Origin of the sequence: Streptomyces parvulus, from assembly GCF_014648855.1 — a bacterium.
GTDB classification, from domain to species: Bacteria; Actinomycetota; Actinomycetes; order Streptomycetales; family Streptomycetaceae; genus Streptomyces; species Streptomyces parvulus.
This window is the reverse complement of sequence record NZ_BMRX01000015.1, coordinates 141285-164712: the sequence shown is the minus strand read 5'-3', so window position 1 is coordinate 164712 and position 23428 is coordinate 141285. Positions and strand designations below refer to the sequence as shown.

Here is a 23428-nt window from a genome sequence, read left to right as displayed (position 1 = left end):
CGACCCGACCGGCCCGGCCACCCCGGGATGGTCGCACACACCGCCGGGGAGGCGGGCCGCACGGGCGTCCTACTCGAAGAACTTCAGGCTCCAGCCGGTGTCGCTGTTGGGGCCTGGGACGTTGGCGCGGCTGTAGGTGGTGTTCCCCCACCAGGCGAAGGTGCCGGTGTACCAGTACCGGTTCTCCCAGGCGTACGGCGTTCCCTTCGGGACGGCGTGGAACATCAGCGGGAAGCGCGGACCGGCGGGCGGGCTCGTGTTGATGTCGCCGTCGAGCAGCACGAAGGTGTGGTGTCCGGGCCCGTTGACGTGCAGGGTCGGGTCCCAGCCGGTCATCATGGTCGCCCGGTTCGAGCCGAAGAGGCACCCGTTGGACTTGTACCAGTCCCACACGTAGGTCGGATCGCCGCCGGCCCGGAGCCGCAGGTCCGCCAGGCAGTACTGCTCGCTCCAGCTGCCGTTGGCGGAGTACGCGATATGAAGCTGGCCGTTCGGGTCCTTGACGGGCTCCGGTCCCTCGTTGATGAACGGATTGCCGACCACGCGCTCCCAGCTCTCCCGCGGCTGCGAGATGACGTGGCGCGCGCCGGTCGGTGTCGTCGGGCTGCTCATCCGCGCGATGTACAGGTTCTGCTCGACGTTGGTGTCCCCCGCCCAGCCCGACCAGACGAACCACCGCTGTCCGTTGAACGTGAACAGGGTGCCGTCGATGGCCCACTTGTCGTCCGGCAGCGCGAGCTTCGTCTCGGCCGTGTACCCGCTGTCCGGGGAGGCGGAGCTGATGACGTACATCCGGTGGGCGGGGCCCCGTCCGGCGGAGAAGTAGATGTAGTAGCGGCCGCCGTCGCGGACGATCTCGGGGGCCCACACCTCGCCGCGGTTCTGGGTGTCCGACCAGACCTGCCGGGCGGGGGCCGAGGCGAGTGCGGCCGTCGAGGGCGCCTGGCGTACGGCGATGCCGCCGCCGGCCGACTGCACGGAGACGTAGGTGCCGCCGACGCGCAGGACGCTCGGGTCGGCGGCGCGCAGGGCGGTCTGGTCGGCGGAGGCGGGCTCCGCCTGCGCGAGGGACAGCGCGGCCGCGAGGATCCCGGAGACCGCGCAGGCGAGGGCGGTGTGCAGCAGGCGAGTCGGTTTCATGGTCCCGTTCCCTGGTCGGCCTCCGGTTCGGCGCCGGCCCGGCCGGGGCGCGGCGGGCGGGGCGTCCGGTCACGAACCGGTCGGAGGCGTCGTGGGGGCGGCCCGTGACCGTCGGGCGGGGTGTCCGTGCGGTGGGGAGGCACGTCGAGAGGTGTGCGCCGACAGGTGCCCACCGAGGGATTTACATCGAGGGATTTACATCGATGGAAGTCGACTGTCACAGGATCGCGAGGGGTGTTGGGCGTGTCAATACGTCCAACGCCTTTCCCGGGCGGGGTGGTTGGCCGCAGTGGCACGGCTCCGCTCGAAGAGTGCCGGCCCCAGGACCCGGGGCCGGCCCGGCGCGAGGCGCCCGGTGGTGTGGAGTCCCGTTTGACCCTCTCCCCGGGAGAGAGTCCACGGTGGCGGCATGGACACCATTGAATTCCAGGACCGTCCGGTCGTCGTGGCCGGTGGCAGCAAGGGCGTCGGACTGGCGACGGCGGACCGGTTCCGGAACGCCGGGGCACGGGTCGTCACGATCGCCCGAACGGCACCGCGGACGACCGACCCGTTGTCCGTGACGGCCGATCTGAGCACCCTCGACGGTGCCGCGTCCGCCGCCGAGGCGGTGGCCGGACTCGCGGGGGTGCCGGACGTGCTGGTGCACGTCGTGGGCGGCTCGGACGCTCCGGCCGGCGGTTACGCGGCTCTGGACGACGACGTGTGGGCGCGTGAACTCGCACTCAACCTGCTTCCCGCCGTGCGCCTGGACCGGGCCCTGCTGCCCTCCATGGTGGAGCGCGGCTCGGGCGCCGTGGTCCACGTGACGTCGATCCAGCGCAGGATGCCGCTGCACGAGTCGACGCTGGCCTACGCGGCTGCCAAGAGCGCGCTGGCGGCGTACAGCAAGGGACTCGCCCGCGAAGTCGCCCCGGCCGGCGTCCGGGTCAATTCGGTGGCTCCCGGCTTCGTCCGGACCGACGGCGCCGAGCGGCTCCTGGCCCGGCGGATGGCCGAGCGGGGCATCACCCGCGAGGGCGCGCTCGGGGAGCTGATGGACGTTCTGGGCGGCATTCCGCTGGGGCGGCCGGCGGAACCGGACGAGGTGGCCGGGGTGATCGCCTTCCTGGCGTCGGACCTGGCCGGCGCGGTCGCCGGTGCCGAGTACGTCGTCGACGGAGGCACGGTCCGCGCCCTGTGACGCGACCGCGGACCCACCACGACAGGAGGAGATCATGGAAGACGCCCAGAAGTTCACCGAGGAGTACTTCGCCGCGGCGGAACATCCCGACCCGGAGCGCTGCCTCGCGTTCTTCGCCGACGACGCCGTGGTGCACGACGACGGCCGAACCCACCGCGGCATCGCTGAGCTGCGCGCCTGGCACCGTGCGTTGCCCACCGTGCGGTACACGCTGCGGGAGGTCGTCCCCGCCGCCTCCGGCCACCGGGCCCGCGCACGGGTCGGCGGAGACTTCCCCGGCAGTCCGGTCACTCTGCGCTTCACGTTCGAGCGCGACACACGAGGGAGGATCACCCTGCTGACGATCTCGCCCTGAAGGCGGCACCGTGAGGCGGAACATCCGCGACGAAGGAGAGAGCCGTGGCCAGGCGTCTGACGATCGGTGAGTTCTCCCGGATCACGCACCTGAGCATCCGCATGCTGCGCCGCTACCACGACCAGGACCTGCTTGTTCCCACGGAGGTCGACGGGGCCTCGGGCTACCGCTACTACTCCCCCGCCCAGATCCGGCCCGCGCTGACCATCAAGCGCTTCCGTGACCTCGATCTTCCACTGGCCGATCTGCGGCTTCTGCTTGAGGCCGGGGCCGACGACGGAAGTGAGGAGAACCGCCGTGCCGCGCGGGACGTCGTCGCGGGCCATGTGCGCAGGCTGGAGGACCGGATCGGCCGTACGCAGCGGGCCGTCGACGCGCTGCGCGAGCTGCTCGATCCCGCTGCGGAGCGCGCCGTGGGCCTGGAGATCCTTCCGGCTCAGCGCGTCCTCGCGGTCTCGCTCGACGTCCCCGGCGGAGCGGGACTGGGCTGGTACGACGAGGCGATGCGTGACCTGGACGCCGCGACGCCCCAGCGGCCGGTGGGTCCGCCGGGTGGTCAGTACGCCCACGAGTTGTTCACCGAGGGCGGAGGACGGGCCACCCTCTACGTCCCCGCCGAGGCGCCGCTGCCGCGTGGCGCCCCGGGCACGGTGCGTGAACTCCGGCTCGCGGAGCGCACGGCCGCGGTGGCCGTCCACGCCGGTGCCCACGACGACCTCGACCTCACCTACGCGGCGCTGGGCGCGTTCGTCACCGAACGGGGTCTGTCCTCACGTGACTTCGTCGAGGAGGTCTACCTCGTCGGCCCCCGCGACACCGACCGGCCCGGTGACTGGCGCACGCTCGTCGCCTGGCTGACCGCACCCGAAGGCGGGATGCCGGCCCCTTCGTGAAGGGGCCGCTCAGCGGTCCGTCCCCGGTGCCCAGCCCGGCGGGCCGAAGAGGTGCCCGGCGCGGTCGCGCCAGCGGGTCGCGGAGCGTACGTCGCGCCAGGTGGCGGCGTACTCGTGGAAGGCGACGCGGAGCGGGTTGTAGGTGTCGATGTTCTTCGTCAGGCCGTAGACGGCCCGCTCCCCCTCGGGTTCGAAGGTGCCGAGGAGCCGGTCCCAGACGATCAGGATGCCGCCGTAGTTGCGGTCCAGATAGGCGTTGTTGGAGCCGTGGTGGACGCGGTGGTGCGAGGGGGTGTTGAAGAGGAACTCGACGGGGCGCCAGAGCTTGTCGACCCGCTCGGTGTGCAGGAAGAACTGGTAGACGAGGCTGATCGACTGCTGGAGCAGGATCATCCACGGCGGCACGCCGAGCAGGGCGAGCGGGAGCCAGAACGGCAGCGTGGTCATGGGCGTCCAGCTCTGCCGCAGGGCGGTGGAGAGGTTGAAGCGCACGCTGGAGTGGTGGACGACGTGGCTCGCCCACAGGACGCGGATCCGGTGGTGGGCGCGGTGGAAGACGTAGTAGGCGAGGTCGTCCGCGAAGAACAGCAGGACCCAGGTCCAGGCGGAGGCGGGGGAAAGCTGCCAGGGCGCCAGGGTGTAGAGCCCGGCGTACGCGAGGATCGCGACCGCCTTCCACGGAAGGCCGACGACCTGGCTGCCGGCACCCATCGACATGCTGGTGACCGTGTCGCGGGTCTCGTAGCCGCGTTCCTCGTCGTCCGGGAGGAAGCGGTACGACAGCGCCTCCACGGCGACCAGCAGGACGAAGGCGGGTATCGCGTAGACGACGGCGGGTATCACGCCTGGCCTCCCTCGTGCTCCGGGGCGATGGGCGCGGTGGGCACGCTGCGGGCGAGCAGGGCGCGGGCCGCGGCCTCCGCCCCGTCCTCGTCGTGCGTGGCGATGAGCGCGGCGAGCCGCACGTGCCCCTCGATGTCCAGCAGTTCGGCGGCGCGCAGGTCCGTGGGCACCTCACCGGCGGTCAGGGATCCGTCGACGAGGGTGTTGAAGGCGAGCAGGTAGGCGAGGTTCCCGGAGCCCTCGACGACGAGGCGCCACCACGCGACGTCGGCCGCGGCCAGTTCGGCGAGGTCGGGGCCGCAGCCGACGTACCCGGCGGCGGCGCCGACGATCTCGGACGCGGTCTCCCGCGAGCAGCGGGCCGCGCACAGCCGGGCCGCATCCGCACCGATGGAGGCCCTCATCTCCAGGACGTCCCGCCGCAGGTCGTGGGTGGGGGAGCCGGTGGCGCGGGCGAGTTGTACGGCGAGGTCGAGTCCGGCGGTGCGCCGCCAGTCCAGCACCCGGGTGCGTCCGCCGTGGCTCACCTCGACGAGGCGCGCCTGCTGCAACCGCTTGACCGCCTCCCGTACGGCGTGCCGGTTCACCCCGAACTCGGCGGCCAGTTCGCGCTCCGCCGTCATGGGGGCGCCGGCGGCGAGCGTCCCGGTCAGGATTCGGTCCCTCAGCAGCGTGAAGAGCTGGTCGGAGACCGCCTCACGCCGGATCGGCTGCTCAGTCATGGCGCCGAGCCTGAACCGGCCGCGGCCTCTGGTCAACTGGTTGGACCAGATTGGGCGTTGTTTCGGATTTCCCGCTCCCCAGGCCCGGGGGCGGACGCCGTACAACCTTTGGCCAAGTGCGCGTGTCTTCTCGGTGAACGCAGCAAGGTCCGTGCCCTCCCCGCCCTCTCCGACGGCGGGAGACGCACATGGTCGCATGCCCCGTACGTGCCGGTCGCGGCGGCGTGGGCCGGTGCTCCTCGGTTCACGCACCGGTCCCGCGCTCCGGCGCCCGGCCGAAGAGCGGCTGCACGCCCTCGCCCGCGCCACGGCCGACCGGCAGCCGCGGGCAGTCTCTCCGACCCGGGAGGATTCCTGTGCGTCACCTCCGAAGAGCGGCCGGCACGGCCGCCGCACTCCTCACCCTGGGCGGCGCGCTGGTCGCCGCTCCCGCGGCAACGGCGGCCCCGGCCGCCGTGCCCTTCCCTTCCATCGGCTGGCAGCAGCGCAACTGCGACTTCGACGGCAACGGCTTCGACGACGTGCTGACCGGCGCCCCCGGCGCCACGGTGAACGGCGCCTCGGGCGCCGGGTACGTCACGGCGCAGTACAGCTCGTCGGGCGGTCTCAGCACGACGAAGAAGAGCGTGCTCCATCAGGATGTCTCCGGCGTTCCCGGCGCGGTGGAGGCCGGTGACGGCTTCGGCGGGGCCGTCGCCACCGGTGACCTGGACAACGACGGCTACGACGACGCCCTCGTCGGCATCCCGGGCGAGGACCTGGCCGCGGTGTCCGACGCGGGCGGCGCCGTCGTCTTCTGGGGGTCGCCGACCGGCCTGCACGGGTCCGACAGCACCTGGCTGGAGAACGCCGACCCGCGGGCGGGCGCCCACTTCGGGCGGGCCCTGGAAGCGGCCCGGTACTCCGCCCCCGACCCGGCCGACCCGAACGCCGGCCCGCGTGACTCGGTCGCCGTCCTGGAGGACGACGCCCTGCTGTTCTTCACCCTCATGCCCGGCGCCGCGCAGCCGGCCATGTCGCGGCACAGCGTGCGGGCTGAGGACGTCGCGCCGGGGGTCTCCGGCTTCGAGTTCCGCGGTCTCAGCCACGGCAACTACAACGAGGACTCCTGGGCCGACCTGGCCGTCTCCGGCGTGACCACCGGTACCCGGCCGGGCACCGGCACGGTACGCGTCCTGCACGGCGCGCCGGACATCGGCGCGCTGGGCGACGGGGGCACGTTCCCCGGCGGTCCCGCCGTCGTCTCCGGCGACTGGGACGGCACGGGGCAGGACGATCTCGTCATCGGGGACACCGGCGCGGGCGCGCCGACGGGCGGCGGGATCATCCTCTACCTCGGCCGCGGCGACCTGTCGGGGCTCGAACCGGAGCCGGCCCAGTACTGGACCCAGGACTCCGCCGGCGTTCCCGGCACCGCGGAGGCCGGCGACCAGTGGGGCGCCGAGCTGTCGGCCGGGGACACCGACGGGGACGGGCACCCGGACCTGGCCGTCGGCGCGCCCGGCGAGGACATCGGCACCGTGGCCGACGCGGGTGCCGTGTGGGTGCTGCGCGGCGATCCGACGGGGTTCAGCGCGTCCGGTGCGAAGAGCTTCGACCAGCAGCTCTCCGCCATCCCCGGTGCGGCGGAGACGTCGGACCGCTGGGGCGGCCAGGTCAGGCTGATCGACGCCAACAAGGACGGCCTCTTCGGGCTCCTGGCCGCGGCGCCCGGAGAGAACACCGACGACGGCTTCGTCTGGGTCCTGCCCGCGTCCTCGTCGGGCCTGGTCGCGAACGGCACGTGGACCTACGACGGGGCACGTCTCGGAGCGCCCACGGCGAACGCGCGGTTCGGGGCGGCGATCGACGAGTAGTCCCCGGCGGGGAGGCCCTCCTCGGGCGGCCTCCCCGCCGGCCGCGGTTCACTCGCCGCCCGGCGCCGTGTCCGCTCCCGTGCTCGGCGGTGCCGAGGGGGCCAGGTGGAGGACGACGGCCGCGGTGCCGAGCGCCGGCACGTCGACCGGGACGGCTCCGTCCCGGTCCGTCGCGATGTCGCGCGGGTCCAGCCCGAGATAGGTGGTGCGGGCGGCGCGGGCGACGGTGAAGCCGGTGCTCAGCCGGCAGGTGACGGGCGTGTCGGCCACCGACTGGACACGGACCAGGAGTCCGCCGCCGTCGGCGACGGTGATCCCGACGAGGCGGACCCGGGGGTCGTCCAGGGTCAGGAACTGGATCCGGGCCCGGGGCTCGGTCTCCGCTCCGGCGCGGGCGCGTACGGGCACGAGCGGATGGCCGGTGACGGCGGCGACGCGCATGGCGAGTTCGTCGGCGCGGCCCGCGGCGGACTCGGTGGTCGTGCCGAATCCGACGCTGTAGCGGAAGACGTGGTCGAAGGCCTGCTGGGCGGGGAAGTTGGTGTCCCAGACGTTGTTGTGCACCCACGAGAACACCGTGGCCGGTTCCTCCTGCGGCAGCGACTGCGGGTAGGGGACGTAGGGGACGGCGATCCCGCCCAGCTGGACGAGCGGGGCGTCGGCGGTCGCCAGGGCCACGTGGTGCGTGCCGTCGCTGAGGCTGATCCAGCGCCGTACGGCGCGCATGTGGCCGGCCGATCCCGGCACGGTCTCCCGGTCGGTGCCGAGGACGCCGCCCGTGGCCTCGGTGTGCACGACGGGGCGGTCGAGGGCGAAGGGGAAGGCGAAGAAGGCGCTCTCCTTCGTGACGGTGGCGTTCTTGTCGACGCGGTTCTCGATGTCGATGCGGGCCGCGTGGTGCGGGAGGTGGAGGCGCACGCGCAGCCGCCGGGTGCCGGCCGGGGCGCACTCGTAGACGAGGGTCTGGCCGGTGGCGTCCGTGAAGCGGTCGACGAGGGCCGCGGGCGGTGCGGTGCTGCGGGAGGCGAGCAGGTGCATGGAGTCGTCGGCGACGGTCTTGCTGGACTGGTGGTTGAACGCGCCGGCCGTGGCGTACTCGTCGTAGACGTATCCGTTGAAGCCGATGACGGCGTCGGCGCGCACCATCTCGCGACCGGTGTGCTTGTCGACGATCGAGGCGACGCACGCCTCGCGCAGGTCGACGGTGACGCGCAGGTGGTCGTTCTCCAGGACCGTGGGCGCGGCGGGCGCGGTCGCCTCCGCGTCCCGCGGTGCCGGCTGCTCGGCGCCGGGGACGACGTCCAGGCGGACGGTGCCGCAGGCGGGCACGTCCGCGACCGGCACGTTCAGGAAGCGCCCGGCGGCGCGGTGGCGGTCGTTGCTCTGGGCCTCCTCGGCGAAGGGCAGGGGGGTGCCGGTGCGGGCGTCGAGGACGCGCACCGCCCGGCCGAGCCCGACGGTGCTCTCCGGCAGGAAGATGCGGACGGTCTCGCTCCGTGGCCAGCTGCAGGTGTTCACGGCGTGGAAGGACGCCGCCGCGTCGGCGGAGGGGGCGAGGGCCTCGCCGAGCAGGGCGGAGGCGGCGTCCAGGAGCGTCTCGGCGTCGTCGTGGGCGCGCATGGCCTGGGAGTACTTCCAGTGCCACTGCTTCTCGCCGGATCCGTGGCCGTGGTCCCCGTGGGTCCAGGGGTCGCCCGCGCCCCAGGTGTGCTCGTTGAAGAGCGAGGCGGACCGGTAGACGGCCGGCGCGCCGGCGGCGACGGCCGTGCTGCCGGGTACGCCCGACAGGTGGGCGTACCCGGCCACCGTCTGGGCCTCCGCCAGGGCGGCCTGTCCGCGCCGGGTGGCGGCGAGCGGGACGGCCCCGGCGCCGACGCCGTCGACCCACCAGTCGCTCCAGTCGCCCCGGTGGGTCTCCAGGCGGTCGCCGACGCGCTTCTCGGCGTCCTCGAAGAAGTCCTGGTTGCGGGAGGCGCGCAGTCGCGGGTAGGCCCACTGGTCGTTCCAGCGGCGCACGGTGTCGGAGATGACCCGGCGCGGGGGGCCGTTGTCCGCGAACTTGCCCAGCACCCGCAGGTGCAGGACGTCCCACGGGTACGGGTCGGCCGTCCCGGGCAGGTCGAGCGCGGGGAAGCCGGGGATGCCGCGGCCCTCGTGCGGGTAGGGGAAGCGGGCCAGGGCGCTGAGGTAGGCGGGCAGCAGGTCGTCGACGTGGCCGTACGACTCGTCGAAGCCGAGGATCGAGCCCTCCATGTAGGCCAGGCCGTGCGGGGTGTCGGTCCGCCAGACCAGGACGCTGTTGCCGCTCGGCGCCTGCCAGCGGAAGAGGCGGGGCAGGTGTTCCCCGCCGACGAGGTGGGGCACGGCGCGCCCGGCCCAGTTGTGGGCCACGGACAGGTAGCGGATGCCGTTGCCGGCGAGGACGTCGGGCAGGCCCACCACCTGTCCGGGGACGTCGGTCTGCATGGCGGTGGTGATGTCGATGCCGTGGCGGTCGCGCAGTTCGGTCACCGGGCGCAGCAGTTCGTGGAGTTCGTCGGTGGAGCAGGTCTCGGTGTGCAGGTTGAACGGCATGGCGGTGAGTTCGACGCGCCCCTCGCGCACCCGGTCGAGGAAGCTCTCCACCTGGCGCCGGGGCCGGTTGGCCCGCCAGTCCTCGAAGGAGTGGAAGCCCTCGACGGCCCAGCGGAATCGCGCGGGGTCGGGCCAGTCGTCGGTGTCGCGGCACAGTTCCAGGAGCGAGTCGAGATAGGCGCGGCTCTCGGCCATCACCCGGCCCTGCGGATCGGTGTAGCCGATGTCCAGGTGCGAGTGCTGCACCAGGTGGAGCGTCCAGTGGCGCTGCGGACGCGCCTCGAAGGCGAGCCGGGTGCCCTCTTGGAGTTCGGGCAGCTCGATCAGCAGGGGTGTGGGCGCGTCCACCTCCGGGATCAGGAGGCGTATGTCGTCTCCCGGTCCCGGCAGGGTCTCGCAGTGGACGGGGGTGCCGCCGGCGGTGGTGACGCGGGCCCGGGTGACGGGCTGGTGGGTGCCGTCGGAACGCTCCACACCGACCCGGACGGACTGCAGCAGCCCGCCCTCGGGGTGGTGGCGCAGCAGCGGCTCCCCCGTCAGTCGCACCTGCCGGCCGCCGAGGGCGGCGGTGGTGGCCACGCGTTCCTTCAGGAGGTCGCGCGCGATGTCGGAGTCCCACCAGGACGGCCGGTGCAGCGGTGGCTTGGGCATGGTGCGTGGGTGTCCTTTGCGAGGGAGGAAGGTGGCGGGTGTCAGGAATGCCGGCGGCGCTCGTGGGTGGCGTCGGCGAGGGTGGCGAAGATCTGGACCATGGCCGACTGGTTGAGGGTCGCGGCCGGCGCGGCGGGGTCGTAGTCGCCGCCGTTGGACGGCTGGAACCGGAACAGGCCGGTGCTGTCGTCGCGGTTGGACGCGTAGGTGCCGTCGGCGTACGTGCTCATGGCCCGCAGGTAGGCGGGGTCGGGGCGGACGGCGTCCAGGTCGAGGAGGTCCTTGAAGTAGAAGGCGTTGAAGACGGCCGGCTGGTCGTGCAGGCGGCTGCCCTCGGTCCAGTACGCCAGGGAGCCGCGGGCGTCGTCCAGCGCCTTGTCCAGGTAGCCGGCGTCGCCGGTGCCGCGGTAGAGGGCGGTGGCGGTGCCGATCATGGCGCCCGAGTTGTAGGTCCACAGTGTCTCGTTCGTGCCGCCGTCGTCGTTGCGGTCGTTGACGTAGAGGCCGGGCGCCTTGCGCATGCAGTCGTACACCCAGCCGTACCACTGCCGGGCCTTGGCGAGGTGCCCGGGGTCGCGGGTGTGTTCGTAGAGCCGGGCGGCGAGCTGGGCGGAGAGGGCGGTGACGTTGGTGGCCCGGATGGTGTTGCCGGGTGAGTCGTACCAGTCCATGCCGCCGGGGCAGGCCTTGGCGGTGTCGTCGTCCCAGGCGCGGGAGACGACGGGGACGACCTGTTCGGCCCGCTCCAGGAGGCGGGGGTCGCCGGTGGCCTCGTACTGGTCGAGCTGAGTGAGGGCGACCACGGCGTTGTCGTCGTAGTAGACGTCGCCGCCGGTGCCCAGGGGTGCGGGCAGGTACGACTCGTAGCCGGGGCGGTCGCCGGGGGTGAAGTAGTGTTCGGCGGTCTCCAGCCGCTCGGCCGCGTCCCGGCGGTAGGCGACGCCGGTTCGAGGCAGTTCCTGCATGTCGACGGCCGCCTGGGCGGCCTCCCGGAAGGGCCACAGGTAGGAGTGGGCCGGGTCGCCGGCCTGGCGGGGTGTGTGCTCCAGGTACAGCCCGTGGTGGTCGGGGCCCTCGTACAGGTGGTGCTGGAGTGCGCGGTAGGCGTCGGTGGCGCGGTCGGCCCAGGTGTCGGAGGGCACCGGGCGGACGCGGGCGGCGGGCTCGGCGTGGGCGGGGGCGGCGGTCCACAGGAGTCCGGCGCAGACGACGGGGACCGTGGCGCGGGTGAGCAGCGATCTCAGCATGGGGGTGTCCCTTCGCGGCAGTGGGAGGGCGGAGAGGGCGTGCGGGGTCAGCGGTGGATCCTGAGACTGCTGACGAAGAAGCGCTGGGCGGAGAAGAACAGCACCACGGTGGGCAGCGAGACCAGGAGGGCGCCGGCCAGCACGATGGGCGGTCCGACGTTGGAGTAGTTGCCCTGCAGGTCGGCGAGTGCGGCCATGACGGGCCGGATGTTGCGGCTGGTGACCATGGTGATGCCGAACATCAGGTCGTTCCAGACGGCGACGAACTGGAACACGAACACGGCGATCATGGCGGACCGGGTCAGCGGGACGTGGATCTGCCAGAACACGCGCCACCAGGAGGCGCCGTCCATACGGGCGGCCTCCACGACCTCGCGCGGGAGCGTGAGGGCGTAGTTGCGCATGACGAAGAACGCGAACGGCACCGCGATCGCCGTGTAGAGGAGCACCAGGCCGACCTGGGTGTCGTAGAGCGAGGTGTGCGCGTAGGACAGGAACAGCGGCCTGATGAAGACCTGGAGGGGCAGCAGGGTGCCGGAGTAGATCACCCAGAACCAGAGTGCCTGCCGTCTGACGGGCATGACGACGGTGGCGAAGGCGGCGAAGCCGGCGATCACGGCGGCGGCGGTGGCGCTGGTCACGGAGTACAGGAGGCTGTTGCCGAGGGCCGGGCCGAGGTTGGCCCTGTCCCAGGCCTGGGACATGTTGTCGAAGAGCCCGAACTCCCGGGGCAGCCAGTGCGGGCTGCCGGAGTAACTCGACGCGGGCACGAGGGCGTTGACGACGAGCAGCCAGGTGGGGACCAGCCACAGCAGGGCCAGTGCCGCGATGACGGCGTTGCGCAGAACTCGACCGGGGGACATCCTCATACGCCTTTCACGTCGAGTTGGCGGCGCAGGTAGAGCCAGGAGGCCGCCAGCACGATCACGGTGAGCACGACCGCGATCGCCGCTCCGGCGCCGGGCCGCAGTTCCAGGAAGGTCTCGTTGTACATGGACACGGCGAGGGTCTCGGTGGCACGGCCGGGGCCGCCCTGGGTGAGCACCCAGATCAGGTCGAAGGACTTCAGCCCGTTCACGAGGCTCATGCCGATCACGATGATCGACACCGGGCGGAGCTGGGGCAGGACGATGTGCCGGAACTGCTGCCAGCCGGTGGCGCCGTCCAGGGAGCCGGCCTCCAGGGTCTCGGGCGGGATGGACTGCAGGCCGACGAGGAAGAGGATGACGGCGACGCCGGTGGCCTGCCAGGCGTTGGCGACGATCATCACGAGGGTGTTGCCGGGCCAGGTCAGCAGCCAGCCCTGGGCGACGGAGTCGAGTCCGAGGCCGGTCAGGACCTGGTTGACGGCGCCGTCGGTGGTGAGCATGAAGTTCCAGACCACCGCCACCGCGGAGCCCGACAGCGCGTAGGGCAGTACGACGCACAGCCGCGCGAGCCGGGAGAGGCGGCTGGAGTCGGTCATGCAGGCGATGGCCAGCCCGAGCACGAACGGGAGCACCACCGTGCCGACCACCCACAGCAGCGTGTTCTGGATGGAGCGGGACAGGGCCGGGTCGGACGCGAACAGGGTGTAGTTCTCGAACCAGCTGAACGGTGAGGTCCGCGTGTCGCTGAAGAAGCTGCGGTGGACGGTCCACACGAAGGGGGCGAGCAGGAACAGCGTGACCAGGAGGACGGCCGGTGCCATGAAGCCGCCGGCCGCCAGGCGCTCGCGCGTGTTCCGCCGCCCGGGTGCGAGTGGGGTGCGCCGCGGCGCGTTGCGGGGATCGCCCGCCGGTTCGCCCGCCGCGGTGGGCGGCCGGTCGGTCGTGGAAGTGCTCATGCCTCGTCTCGCTTCCAGGCCGCCCATTCGTCGCCCGCTCGTTCCTGCATCCTGCGCAGCGTGGTGGCCGGTGAGGTCTGCCCGGCCATGAAGCCGCCGAGGTCGTTGGTGTTGCCCTGGATGAGGCTGGGCGGGCCGGACTCCCAGTAGCGGACCAGGGTCTGCCGGCGGTTGCGGGCGATGTCCCGCTGGAGTTCGGCCACCACCGGGTTGCCCGCGCGCACCCCCGGATTGGCGGAGCTGTCCTGGAGGAAGTCGCTCCAGACCCGCTGGACGGCCGGGTGGAGCCAGGCCCCGACGTTGGCCATCGCCGCCTCGTGCGAGGAGGCGCGGCTGGGCACCGCGAAGACCCCCGACTCGGCGATGACGCTCTTCGGCGTCGTGCCGCGCACCGCCGGGAGGATGAAGGCGCCGTAGTCGGCGCCGGGTTTCATACCGGCCGCCGACATGCCGGACGCCTGCCAGGTGCCGTGCAGGAACATGCCCACCGTGCCCTCCTTCAGGGCGCCGGGACCGCGGGCCTGGTCGAAGTCGGGTGAGGTCATCCAGCCCCGGCGCATGAAGTCGTGCCAGATGTCCATCGCTTGTCGGGCGGGGTCGTCGGTGTAGGAGGCCTCGCCCGCCACCAGTCGCCGGTAGAAGTCCGGATCGACCTTGCTGACCAGCTCCTGGAACCACTCGATGGCCGGCCAGCCGCCCACCTGGCTGGCGAGGAACGGGGTGACGCCGTTGCGCTTGAGGACCTCGGCGCAGTGCAGCAGCTCGTCCCAGGTGCGCGGGGCGGACAGGCCCAGCTTCGCGAAGACGGGCTTGCTGTGGAAGAGCACGTAGTAGGACTCGTACAGCGGGATCCCGTAGGCCGTGCCGCGGTAGGAGACGGCCTCCCGCGTCGTGCCGCGCACCCAGCCCCGGGCCGCGCAGGCCTCCCAGACGGGCGTCAGGTCGGTGAGGCCGCCCGCCCGCGCCAGCCGCTTGAGCTGGTAGCCGGAGGACCACTTGACGAGGTCGGAGGACTTCGAGGTCTGCAGCGTCATCTGCACGACCTGCTGGTAGGAGGTGACCGAGGGGTTCGACAGCGGCCTGAGCGAATAGCCCGTGATCTTCTCCAGTTCACGGCCGGCCGCCCGGTAGCCGTCGTCCCAGGTGGCGTTGTCGTTGGAAATGCTCGTGGTTCCCGGCTGCGCGGACGTGCTCGCTCCCCGCGCGCAGCCTCCGGCCGTCACGGCGGCCGCGCCGGCGGCCACTCCGGCGAGGAAGCGGCGCCGCGCGAGCGCGACGGCCGCGCTGCTGGTCCTGCCCGATGCTGACATTGATCACCTTCACCGAATCGGGCCACCTGCATGGCCGGATGTGAATCACAGGGCGCGTTCGACGCCGGAGACAGACGAGATCTTCCGGGGCTGCCCAGGGGTGTGTTGCGTGGAGGTTAACGACACCATTCCGTGAGTAGCAAGACCTTGAACCGAAAAGAATCCGATCGAGAACAGCGGCCCATAAAAACAGCACTTCAAAGGCGTATGAGTGCGGGGAAGAGGCGCACTGCACGACCATGGACATCTTCGGCCGCATGTTGTTATCGTTAACTCGACCGTGGAGCCGAGTAAGGAGCAGATGTGCCCGCGTCCCGTTCGTACGACCCCCTCCCCAGCTACCGGCCGGTCGCCGGAGAGGTGGTGGCCGGCTGGCCGGCCACGGTCGCAGACCTGCCGCCCGGCCCACTGGTGCTGGCGGTCGACGGTCCCGCGGCCCTCGACTGGACCGCGCTCGCCGACGGCCTTGCCGCAGCCCTGCGCTCAGCGGGCCGCCCGGTGGACCTGCTCGACGTCCGCGACCACTACGCGGAGTCGGCCGGCGACCGGACGGCGGCCGCTCCCGTCCCCGCCGACGACCCGTTCTTCACCCCGCTGTCCACGGCGGAGGTCGCGGACCTCTTCGACACCCCTCCCCTCCCCGAGCGGCCGGAGCGGGACGGCGTGGTGGTGGTCTTCGGGCCCGGCGCCTCGCTCAGCAATCCCGACCTGCTGTGGTACGCGGACCTGCCGAAGCGCTACGCCGAGGCGGCCGTGTCGAAGGGCGCGCTGCCCGTCGGCGTCAACCTGGGGCGTCCCGGCGTCCCCGGCGACCTGGTGCGGCTGTTCTACACCGACTGGCCCGTGCTCGACCGGCACCGCGACGCGATCGCGGGACGCGTCGACCGGTGGATCGACGTCCAGGACCCGGCAGGCCCCGCCTCCCTGGACGGCACCGCGCTGCGCGGCACCCTCGCGCACCTGGCCCGGCGGCCCGTGCGCACCCGCCCCTACTTCAACTCCACTCCCTGGGGCGGCCAGTGGGCGGCGAGCGAGCTGGGCTTCACCCCGCAGGCCGGCAACACGGCCCTCGGCTACGAGCTGATCGCGCCCGAGGCCGGGGTCCTCGTCGGGGAGAAGGACGGCGCCCAGGTCGAGGTGCCCTTCCAACTGCTGTGCGTCGAGCACCCCGTGGACATGCTCGGCGAGGACGTGCACCGCCGGTTCGGTACGTCGTTCCCGATCCGGTTCGACTACCTGGACACCATGGGCGGCGGCAATCTGTCGCTCCATCTCCACCCGCGCGAGCGCTACATGAAGGACGTCTTCGGCTGGCCGTACACCCAGCACGAGACGTACTACGTCACCGCGAGCCAGGACGGCGCCCGGGTGCTGCTCGGTCTCACCGAGGACGCGGACGTCGGCACGATGCGGCGCCAGGTGGAGGACTCCATCGCGCACGGCGACCCGATGCCCGTCGAGGACCACGTCCAGTCGCACCCGGCGACGGTGGGCCAGCTGTTCATGATCCCGGCGGGCACACCGCACGCCTCGGGCGCGGGCAACCTCGTACTCGAAGTCAGCGCGACCCCCTACCTCTACTCCCTGCGGCTGTACGACTGGCTGCGCAAGGACGCGGCGGGCGCGTCCCGGCCGCTGCCCTACGAGCACGGCTTCGCCAACCTGGACACCGAGCGGCGCGGGGGCGACGTCACGAAGGACCTCGTCCAGCAGCCGCGTACCCTGCGCGCCGGAGACGGCTGGCGCGAGGAGGTCGTCGGCGCACTGCCGGAGATGTTCTACGCGGTGCACCGCCTCGTCGTGGCGGAAGGCCGCGACATGGCCGACGACACCGCGGGCCGCTTCCACATCCTCAACGTCGCCGCGGGCGAGGGCGTCGTCGTCGAGACCCGCGACGGCCACTCGCACACCCTGGCCTTCGCGGAGACGCTCACGGTCCCCGCCTCCGTCGGTCCCTACCGTGTCCGGGCGCTCGGCCCGGGTGAGGTGCGGGTCGTCAAGGCGCTGGTGGTCGAGCCGTGACCGGGACGGCCGCGGGACCGGCCCCGGTGCCGGTGCTCGACATCGGCGGCACCCACGTCACCGCGGCGCTCGTGGACCTCGCCGAGGGCCGCGCGCTCCCGTACACCGTGGTCCGCAGGCCGCTGAGCGCACGGGCGGGAGCCGACGACATCCTCGACACCATCGCCGAGGCGGCCTCGGGACTGCCGGACGGGCACGGCCCGCAGTGGGGAGTGGCGATGCCCGGCCCCTTCGACTACGCGAGCGGCATCGGCCGCTTCACCGGCGTGGGGAAGTTCGAGTCCCTGGCCGGCGTCGACGTCGGGGCCGGTCTGCGTGAGCGGCTGGCCGGCCGGTCCGCGCGGCTCCGCTTCCTCAACGACGCCGACGCGTTCGCCGTCGGGGAGTACGGCGGGGGCGCCGCGGCGGGCCACGACCGCGCCGTCTGCCTGACCCTGGGCACGGGCGTGGGGTCTTCCTTCCTGTCCTTTGGCCGGCCGGTCCACGCCGGCCCCCTCGTCCCGCCAGGCGGGCATGTGCACCGGCTGACGGTGCACGGCCGCCCGCTGGAGGACACCGTCTCCCGCCGCGGCATCCGCGCCCGCTACGCCGCCCTCGGCGGACCGAGCGGCGAAGAGGCCCCCGACGTCCGTGAGATAGCGGCCCGCGCCAGGGCGGGCGACACCGCCGCGGCACAGGCCTTCCGCTACGCTTTCGACGCGCTCGGCCGGGCCCTGGCTCCGTGGACATCCCGCTTCGGGGCCACCGCGGTGGTCGTCGGAGGGTCGATGGCCCGGTCGTGGGACCTGGTCCACCCCGCGCTCACCACGGGGCTGACCTCGGCCGGCGGACCGGACGTCCCCGTCGTACCGGCCCGGCGGCCCGAGGAGGCTCCCCTGCTCGGGGCCGCCCGCTGGGCGCAGGGCGCACCGGACGCGCCATGAGGACCGCGGCACGGGCGCGGGAAGACGGAGGAAGGGGCAGGGCCATGACCGCTCGCCGGGGCAGCGTGCCGACCATGCACGACGTCGGCAAGCTCGCGCAGGTCAGCGCCATGACCGTGTCACGCGTGCTCAAGAACGACCCCGGCGTGTCGGAGGCGACCCGTGAGCGGGTCTTCGCGGCGGTCGACCGGCTCGGCTACCGCCGCAACCAGACCGCGCGCAGTCTCCGCCTCGGCGGCAGCGGCATGATCGGCCTCGTCGTCACCAATCTCGCCAACCCCTTCTACTCGCGCCTGGCCCTGGGCGTCCAGGAGGTCGCGACGGAGCACGGCCTGCGCGTGGTGCTCAGCAACTCCGGTGAACAGGCCGACCGGGAACCCGAACTCGTCGACGGACTCGTCGACCACCAGGTCGAGGGCCTGATCGTCGTCCCCGCCGGCAGCCGCCAGCAGCACCTGGCCGCGGCCATGCGGCACGTGCCGGTCGTCTTCGCCGCCCGGCCGCCCGCGGGACTGGACACGGACTGCGTCCTGGTCGAGGACTTCCACGGTGCCCGCGAAGCCACCGCCTGCCTCCTGGCGGACGGCCACACCCGCGTCGCCTTCCTCGGCAACCCGCCCGCGCTGTACACCGGCGCCGAACGCCTGCGCGGGTTCTGGGCGGCACACGAAGAGGTCGGCATCGAGCCCGACGGCACCCTCATCCGCCAGGGCCTGACCGACTCGGCGACGGCGGAGCGGGCGACCCTCGACCTGCTCGGGCAGCCCGATCCGCCCACCGCGCTGTTCTGCACCAACAACCGCATCAGCCAAGGCGCCATCCGGGCGCTGTACAAGGCGGGCACCACCCTGCCGGTGGCCGGCTTCGACAACTTCGACCTGTCCGACGTCCTCGGGCTGCCGCTGACCCTCGTCTCGTACGACGCCGACGAGATCGGCCGCCAGGCCGCGCGGCTGCTGGTCGACCGCCTCGAACACCGCGACGGCGAGCCGCCGGCCTCCCGGCGTGTCACCGTGCCCACCCATGTCATCCGCCACGGCGCCCCCTCCGGGGACGGGCCGGGCCAAGCACCCACCGGCGCCTGATTCCCCGGGCGTTCGGCGGGCAGACCGCCGAGAGGCCGACCCATGGGCTTTCCCACCAGCGTCAAGGACCATCCGGTCGTCGAGCGCGCCGTCCGGTGCCTCGACGACCTCGGCGACCCGCGTCTCGGGGAGACGCTGGTGCGCTGCCTGGACGACACCCTGGCCCGCACCATCCGCGCCCTGCCCGACGGCACCGCCTTCGTCGTGACCGGCGACATCCCCGCCATGTGGCTGCGCGACTCCTCCACGCAGATGATGCCCTACCTGGCACTCCTCCAAGAGGACACCGGTCTTCAGGAACTCCTCCTGGCCGTGCTGCGGCGCCAGTTCCGGTACATCGCGCTCGATCCGTACGCCAACGCCTTCAACGCCGAACCGGACGGGCACGCCCACGACCCGGACGACCTGTGCGCGAACCCCTGGGTGTGGGAGGAGAAGTACGAGGTGGACTCCCTCGCCTTCCCCCTCCTGCTGGCCCACCGCTTCTGGGCGGCGACCGGCAGGACCGACCACCTGGCCGGGGCCCTGCGGACCGCTCGCACGGTCATCGAGGTGTGGCGCAGGGAGCAGGACCACGAGGGTCTCTCCCCGTACCGCTTCCGCCGCCGCGACTGCCCACCGGGCGACACGCTGGCCGGAGAGGGGCGGGGAACTCCCGTCGGCCGGACCGGGATGACCTGGAGCGGCTTCCGCCCCAGCGACGACGCCTGCCGCTACGGATACAACGTCCCCGCCAACCTGTGTGCCGCGGCCGCACTCGACGGCGTCGCCGAACTGGCCGGTGCGGCATCGGACTTGGAGCTCACCGTCAGCGCGGCCCGGCTGGCGGCGGAGCTGCGGGCGGCCACGCTGCGGCACGGCACCGTGCGCCACCCCGAGTTCGGCCTGATCTACGCGTACGAGGTGGACGGGCTGGGAAACGCGCTGCTGATGGACGACGCCAACATGCCCGGACTGCTGTCGCTCCCCCTCGTCGCGAACGTCTCCCCCACCGACCCCGTGTACCTCGCCACGCGGCGGTTCGTGCTCTCACCGGCCAACCCCACCTGGTACCGGGGCTCCGCGGCCGAGGGCATCGGCAGCCCGCACACACCGGACGAGCACGTCTGGCCCATCGCCATCGCCGTGCGGGGCCTGACCGGTACGTCCCGCGCGGAGCGCGTCGCCGCCCTCAGGACGCTGCTGGCGACCGACGCGGGCACGGGGCAGATGCACGAGTCCTTCCACAAGGACGACCCCGGGCGGTTCACCCGCCCGTGGTTCTCCTGGGCCAACGCCATGTACGCCGAACTCGCGCTGGACGTCGCGCGGGCCGGCACCCGTCCGCTGTGGGACTCCACCCCACGCTGAGTCGGTCGACGGAGGCGGCCACTACGCGTCGAGGTCCGCCAGGTCCAGGACGAAGCGGTACCGCACGTCGTTGCGGCCCAGGCGCTCCAACGCCGTGTTCACCTCCGCCGAGGGCAGCAGTTCGATGTCGGCGGTGATGCCGTGCTCGGCGCAGAAGTCCAGCATCGCGGCGGTCGCGGGGCGTCCGCCGCTGCCGGCCGACGCGATCTTCTTGCGCCCGATGAGCAGGTCCATCATGTCCACGGTCACCGGACCCAGGTGGCCCAGCTCGACGAGAGTGCCGTCCATGGCCACCAGGGACAGGTACGGGGCCAGGTCGTGGGGGGCCGAGACGGTGTCCACGACCGTGTCGAAGCCGTCCCGGTGTGCCGCCATGTCCTCCGGGTCGGTCGACACGATCAGCGTGTCCGCGCCCAGGGACCGGGCGTCCCGCGCCTTGTCCGCGGAACGGCTGACGACCGCGACGCGGGCGCCGAGGGCCACCGCCAGCTTCACGGCGAGGTGCCCGAGGCCGCCGAGCCCGACCACGGCCACGCGGCTGCCGGTGCCGACGCCGAGTGCCGCGAGCGGCTCCCACACCGTGACCCCGGCACAGAGCAGCGGCGCCGCCGCGGCCGGGTCCAGACCGTCGGGGAGGCGGTACGCGAAGCGGTCGCGGACGACGTACTCGCGGGACCAGCCCCCGAGCGTCGTCGTGCCGTCGACGCGGTCGGCGCCGCCGTAGGTGAGCGTCGGGAAGGACCGGCAGAAATTCTCCTGCCCGGCGCGGCACATGGCGCACTCGCCGCAGGAGTCGACGATGTTGCCCACCGCCACGGGATCTCCCGGGGCGAACGCGGTGACCTCCGGGCCGACGGCCGTGACCACGCCGGTGAACTCGTGCCCGGGGACCAGCGCCCTCCCGGGTCCGGACGCGTGGGACCGCAGGGCGTGCAGGTCGCTGTGGCAGACGCCGCAGTAGTCCACGCGCACGGCGACGTCGTCCGCTCGCAGCTCTCGACGGCTCAGGGCCGCGCGCCGCAGCGTGCCCGCCGCGTCCGCCCGCCAGCCGGTGGTGCTCCGCATGACCGCCTCCTCAAACAACAGACTGTTCGGTCTATTCACCGTACGGCGACCCGTTCGGGCGGTCAAACAGACTGGTCTGTTTGCTAGGCTGCCGGCATGCCCGACCAGCCCCTGACCGCCCGTGGCGAGGCCACCTACCAGCGCATCGTCGAGACGGCCACCAAGGAGTTCGCCGAGCACGGCATCGCCGGCGCCCGGGTCGAACGGATCGTCGCCGCCGCCTCGACGAACAAGGCGCAGCTGTACGCGTACTTCGGCAACAAGGAGAAGCTGTTCGACGCGATCTTCCTGGGCTCACTCGACCGCATCGTCGAGGTGGTGCCCATCGACGCGCGGGACCTTGCCGACTGGGCGGTGCGCCTGTACGACGAGTACCTGCGCCGTCCCGACCTCATCCGCCTCGCCACCTGGGCCCGTCTGGAGCGCCGCCCGGCCGGCCCCCTGGTCGCCGACCACGAGCGCCACGACGACCACAAGCTGCGCGCCATCGCCGAGGCCCAGGAGGCGGGCGTGGTGCGGCCGGGCGAGCCGTTCGACATCATGGCCGTGGTCATCGCCATGTCGATGGCCTGGTCGCCGGTGAGCAACGTCTACGCGGCGACGGCCGACGAACCGGCGGAGCTGCACGAGAGCCGGCGGACGCTGCTGCGCGAGACGGTCCGCCGCGCGGTGATGTCGCCCTGACCGGTGCGGGACCGCCCTGAGGCCGATTCGGCTGTCCGCACGGGCGGTTCGGAGTCACCCGATTGGTGCAGTCCAGGATGTGGGCTTACGGTCGTCGAGTGGGGCTCGCGCAGCCCGCCCTCAGGCCCTCGCCATAGGGGACGCACATGTCGAACCCTCAGCCTGTCCCGGCCGATTCGATCACCGAGCCGCGACGAAAGCGCGGCAAAGGCGTGGCACTGCTGGTCATCGCCTCCTGTCAGCTGATGGTGGTCCTCGACATCACCATCGTGAACATCGCCCTCCCCCACATCCAGACCTCGCTCGGATTCTCCACCGAGGGGCTGTCGTGGGTGGTCAACGCCTACACCCTCACCTTCGGCGGGCTGCTGCTGCTCGGCGGCCGGTCCGGGGACATCCTGGGCCGAAGGCGGATGTTCATCATCGGAGTGCTGCTGTTCGTGGGCGCCTCGCTGCTCTGCGGCCTGGCGCAGAACCCGTGGGAACTGCTCGCCGCGCGGTCGCTCCAGGGCATGGGCGGCGCCATCGCCTCCCCGACGGCACTGGCACTGATCGCGACGACGTTCACCGAGGGCCCCGAACGCAACCGCGCGTTCGGGGTGTTCGCCGCGGTGTCGGCGGGCGGCGGTGCCGTCGGACTGCTCGCGGGCGGGATGCTCGTGGAGTGGCTCGACTGGCGCTGGATCTTCTTCGTGAACGTGCCGATCGGCCTGCTGATCGCGCTGGCGACGCCGCGGTACATCCGCGAGTCGCAGCGCCGGCCGGGCCGTTTCGACATCACCGGCGCCCTGACCTCGACGCTCGGGATGGTCTCGCTGGTGTACGGGTTCATCCGGGCGTCCGAGGACGGCTGGGGGGACACGGTCACCCTGGTCGCCTTCGCCGTCGCCGTCGTGCTGCTGGTGTCGTTCCTCATGGTGGAGCGGCGGTCCCGGCAGCCGATCACGCCGCTGCGGATGTTCCGCGACCGCAACCGGGCCGGCACGTACGCGATGATGCTCAGCCTGTCCGCGGCCATCTTCGGCATGTTCTTCTTCCTGACCCTGTACGTGCAGAACGTGCTGGGGTTCGGTCCGTTGGAGGCCGGCCTCGCCTTCCTGCCGGTGAGCGCCGTGATCGCGGTCGGCGCGGGTCTCGCGTCGCAGCTGCTGCCGAGGACGGGCCCCAAGCCGTTCATGGTGGCCGGCGGACTGCTCGCGGCGGCCGGCCTGTCCTGGCTGACGCTCACCGACATCGACAGCACCTACGCCGGCAGCGTGCTGGGGCCGATGCTGATCTTCGGTTTCGGCATGGGCATGGAGTTCGTCTCGCTCACGCTGATGGCCGTCTCCGGAGTGGCGGAGCGGGAGTCGGGGGCGGCGTCCGGGGTGCTCAACGCGACTCAGCAGGTGGGTGGTTCACTCGGGCTGTCCATCCTCGTGACCACGTTCGGCACCGCGAGCCGCAACAAGGCCGATTCACTGCTCCCGGGCTTCCTCTCCCAGGCGACGCCCGAGGAGAAGGCGCGGGCGCAGCGCACCGGGGAGTTGCCGGGCATCTGGGGCGACCAGGTGCTGACCGCGGGCGTCAGCGCGGCGTTCGTCGTGGCCGCGATCATGGCCGGACTGGCCGCCGTCATCGCGCTGTTCGTGATCCAGGTACGCGCGTCGGACCTCGAACGCCTGCAGGGCAACGACCGGTCCGGCGAACCATGACACGCC

General features: G+C 72.5%; 19 protein-coding genes. 10 read left to right on the top strand and 9 right to left on the bottom strand.

Features of this window, described 5'->3' with window-relative positions:
• Positions 1–69: 69 nt before the first annotated feature.
• On the bottom strand, positions 70–1140 hold the full coding sequence (locus tag IE108_RS27970; protein WP_064725927.1) for a glycoside hydrolase family 43 protein: 1071 nt from the start codon (positions 1138–1140) through the stop codon (positions 70–72).
• Between the two features lie 409 nt (positions 1141–1549).
• On the opposite strand from IE108_RS27970, the gene IE108_RS27965 reads away from it, so the two are divergent.
• The 3 genes from IE108_RS27965 to IE108_RS27955 are packed head-to-tail and all read left to right on the top strand — an operon-like array spanning position 1550 to position 3571.
• Complete coding sequence (locus IE108_RS27965; protein ID WP_064725928.1) at positions 1550–2323, top strand: SDR family oxidoreductase; 774 nt, start codon at positions 1550–1552, stop codon at positions 2321–2323.
• 34 nt (positions 2324–2357) lie between these two features.
• On the top strand, positions 2358–2678 hold the full coding sequence (locus tag IE108_RS27960; protein ID WP_064725929.1) for a nuclear transport factor 2 family protein: 321 nt from the start codon (positions 2358–2360) through the stop codon (positions 2676–2678).
• Between the two features lie 44 nt (positions 2679–2722).
• Complete coding sequence (locus IE108_RS27955) at positions 2723–3571, top strand: MerR family transcriptional regulator (RefSeq protein WP_064725930.1); 849 nt, start codon at positions 2723–2725, stop codon at positions 3569–3571.
• Positions 3572–3580: 9 nt separating this feature from the next.
• On the opposite strand, the gene IE108_RS27950 is transcribed toward IE108_RS27955, so the two are convergent.
• On the bottom strand, positions 3581–4414 hold the full coding sequence (locus IE108_RS27950; protein ID WP_064725931.1) for a sterol desaturase family protein: 834 nt from the start codon (positions 4412–4414) through the stop codon (positions 3581–3583).
• Positions 4411–5136: a FadR/GntR family transcriptional regulator gene (locus tag IE108_RS27945; RefSeq protein ID WP_064725932.1), complete on the bottom strand. Its 726-nt coding sequence runs from the start codon at positions 5134–5136 to the stop codon at positions 4411–4413. The genes IE108_RS27950 and IE108_RS27945 overlap by 4 nt, the downstream gene beginning before the upstream one ends.
• A gap of 356 nt (positions 5137–5492) precedes the next feature.
• Here IE108_RS27945 and IE108_RS27940 point away from each other — a divergent pair, with 356 nt between their 5' ends.
• Positions 5493–6992, top strand: a complete 1500-nt coding sequence (locus IE108_RS27940; protein WP_064725933.1) for an FG-GAP repeat protein — start codon at positions 5493–5495, stop codon at positions 6990–6992.
• A 48-nt stretch (positions 6993–7040) separates the two neighbouring features.
• Here IE108_RS27940 and IE108_RS27935 read toward each other — a convergent pair whose 3' ends face one another.
• The 5 genes from IE108_RS27935 to IE108_RS27915 are packed head-to-tail and all read right to left on the bottom strand — an operon-like array spanning position 7041 to position 14599.
• Positions 7041–10217 (bottom strand): glycoside hydrolase family 38 N-terminal domain-containing protein, encoded by a 3177-nt coding sequence (locus IE108_RS27935; RefSeq protein ID WP_064725934.1) that lies wholly within the window; start codon positions 10215–10217, stop codon positions 7041–7043.
• Positions 10218–10258: 41 nt separating this feature from the next.
• Positions 10259–11464: a glycoside hydrolase family 76 protein gene (locus IE108_RS27930; protein WP_064725935.1), complete on the bottom strand. Its 1206-nt coding sequence runs from the start codon at positions 11462–11464 to the stop codon at positions 10259–10261.
• Positions 11465–11511: 47 nt separating this feature from the next.
• The gene (locus IE108_RS27925) at positions 11512–12333 is read right to left on the bottom strand and encodes a carbohydrate ABC transporter permease (RefSeq protein WP_064725936.1); all 822 of its coding nucleotides are present in this window, start codon (positions 12331–12333) and stop codon (positions 11512–11514) included.
• Positions 12330–13289, bottom strand: a complete 960-nt coding sequence (locus IE108_RS27920) for a carbohydrate ABC transporter permease (protein ID WP_064725937.1) — start codon at positions 13287–13289, stop codon at positions 12330–12332. Before IE108_RS27920 ends, IE108_RS27925 begins: the two co-directional genes overlap by 4 nt.
• Positions 13286–14599, bottom strand: coding sequence for an ABC transporter substrate-binding protein (locus IE108_RS27915; RefSeq protein ID WP_064725938.1), 1314 nt, complete (start codon positions 14597–14599; stop codon positions 13286–13288). Before IE108_RS27915 ends, IE108_RS27920 begins: the two co-directional genes overlap by 4 nt.
• 303 nt (positions 14600–14902) lie before the next feature.
• Here IE108_RS27915 and IE108_RS27910 point away from each other — a divergent pair, with 303 nt between their 5' ends.
• The 4 genes from IE108_RS27910 to IE108_RS27895 are packed head-to-tail and all read left to right on the top strand — an operon-like array spanning position 14903 to position 19979.
• On the top strand, positions 14903–16621 hold the full coding sequence (locus IE108_RS27910) for a class I mannose-6-phosphate isomerase (protein ID WP_079163383.1): 1719 nt from the start codon (positions 14903–14905) through the stop codon (positions 16619–16621).
• Complete coding sequence (locus IE108_RS27905) at positions 16618–17544, top strand: ROK family protein (RefSeq protein WP_079163384.1); 927 nt, start codon at positions 16618–16620, stop codon at positions 17542–17544. The genes IE108_RS27910 and IE108_RS27905 overlap by 4 nt, the downstream gene beginning before the upstream one ends.
• A 44-nt stretch (positions 17545–17588) precedes the next feature.
• Positions 17589–18629, top strand: a complete 1041-nt coding sequence (locus tag IE108_RS27900) for a LacI family DNA-binding transcriptional regulator (RefSeq protein WP_064725939.1) — start codon at positions 17589–17591, stop codon at positions 18627–18629.
• Between the two features lie 42 nt (positions 18630–18671).
• Entirely contained in the window at positions 18672–19979 is a 1308-nt protein-coding gene (locus IE108_RS27895) for a glycoside hydrolase family 125 protein (RefSeq protein ID WP_064725940.1), read from the top strand.
• 21 nt (positions 19980–20000) lie between these two features.
• Here the strand turns inward: IE108_RS27895 and IE108_RS27890 are convergent, their stop codons facing one another.
• Positions 20001–21044, bottom strand: coding sequence for an NAD(P)-dependent alcohol dehydrogenase (locus tag IE108_RS27890; RefSeq protein WP_064725941.1), 1044 nt, complete (start codon positions 21042–21044; stop codon positions 20001–20003).
• Positions 21045–21140: 96 nt separating this feature from the next.
• On the opposite strand from IE108_RS27890, the gene IE108_RS27885 reads away from it, so the two are divergent.
• Complete coding sequence (locus IE108_RS27885) at positions 21141–21728, top strand: TetR/AcrR family transcriptional regulator (RefSeq protein ID WP_064725942.1); 588 nt, start codon at positions 21141–21143, stop codon at positions 21726–21728.
• Between the two features lie 146 nt (positions 21729–21874).
• Positions 21875–23422, top strand: a complete 1548-nt coding sequence (locus IE108_RS27880) for an MFS transporter (protein ID WP_064725943.1) — start codon at positions 21875–21877, stop codon at positions 23420–23422.
• Positions 23423–23428: the final 6 nt, after the last annotated feature.

What these genes read in the sequence shown, in the direction of transcription:
- IE108_RS27970 (WP_064725927.1), bottom strand. Translation starts at nt 1,140, where the DNA reads ATGAAACCGACTCGCCTGCTGCACACCGCCCTCGCCTGCGCGGTCTCC.
- IE108_RS27965 (WP_064725928.1), top strand. Translation starts at nt 1,550, where the DNA reads ATGGACACCATTGAATTCCAGGACCGTCCGGTCGTCGTGGCCGGTGGC.
- IE108_RS27960 (WP_064725929.1), top strand. Translation starts at nt 2,358, where the DNA reads ATGGAAGACGCCCAGAAGTTCACCGAGGAGTACTTCGCCGCGGCGGAA.
- IE108_RS27945 (WP_064725932.1), bottom strand. Translation starts at nt 5,136, where the DNA reads ATGACTGAGCAGCCGATCCGGCGTGAGGCGGTCTCCGACCAGCTCTTC.
- IE108_RS27935 (WP_064725934.1), bottom strand. Translation starts at nt 10,217, where the DNA reads ATGCCCAAGCCACCGCTGCACCGGCCGTCCTGGTGGGACTCCGACATC.
- IE108_RS27930 (WP_064725935.1), bottom strand. Translation starts at nt 11,464, where the DNA reads ATGCTGAGATCGCTGCTCACCCGCGCCACGGTCCCCGTCGTCTGCGCC.
- IE108_RS27925 (WP_064725936.1), bottom strand. Translation starts at nt 12,333, where the DNA reads ATGAGGATGTCCCCCGGTCGAGTTCTGCGCAACGCCGTCATCGCGGCA.
- IE108_RS27920 (WP_064725937.1), bottom strand. Translation starts at nt 13,289, where the DNA reads ATGAGCACTTCCACGACCGACCGGCCGCCCACCGCGGCGGGCGAACCG.
- IE108_RS27915 (WP_064725938.1), bottom strand. Translation starts at nt 14,599, where the DNA reads ATGTCAGCATCGGGCAGGACCAGCAGCGCGGCCGTCGCGCTCGCGCGG.
- IE108_RS27900 (WP_064725939.1), top strand. Translation starts at nt 17,589, where the DNA reads ATGACCGCTCGCCGGGGCAGCGTGCCGACCATGCACGACGTCGGCAAG.
- IE108_RS27895 (WP_064725940.1), top strand. Translation starts at nt 18,672, where the DNA reads ATGGGCTTTCCCACCAGCGTCAAGGACCATCCGGTCGTCGAGCGCGCC.
- IE108_RS27890 (WP_064725941.1), bottom strand. Translation starts at nt 21,044, where the DNA reads ATGCGGAGCACCACCGGCTGGCGGGCGGACGCGGCGGGCACGCTGCGG.
- IE108_RS27885 (WP_064725942.1), top strand. Translation starts at nt 21,141, where the DNA reads ATGCCCGACCAGCCCCTGACCGCCCGTGGCGAGGCCACCTACCAGCGC.
- IE108_RS27880 (WP_064725943.1), top strand. Translation starts at nt 21,875, where the DNA reads ATGTCGAACCCTCAGCCTGTCCCGGCCGATTCGATCACCGAGCCGCGA.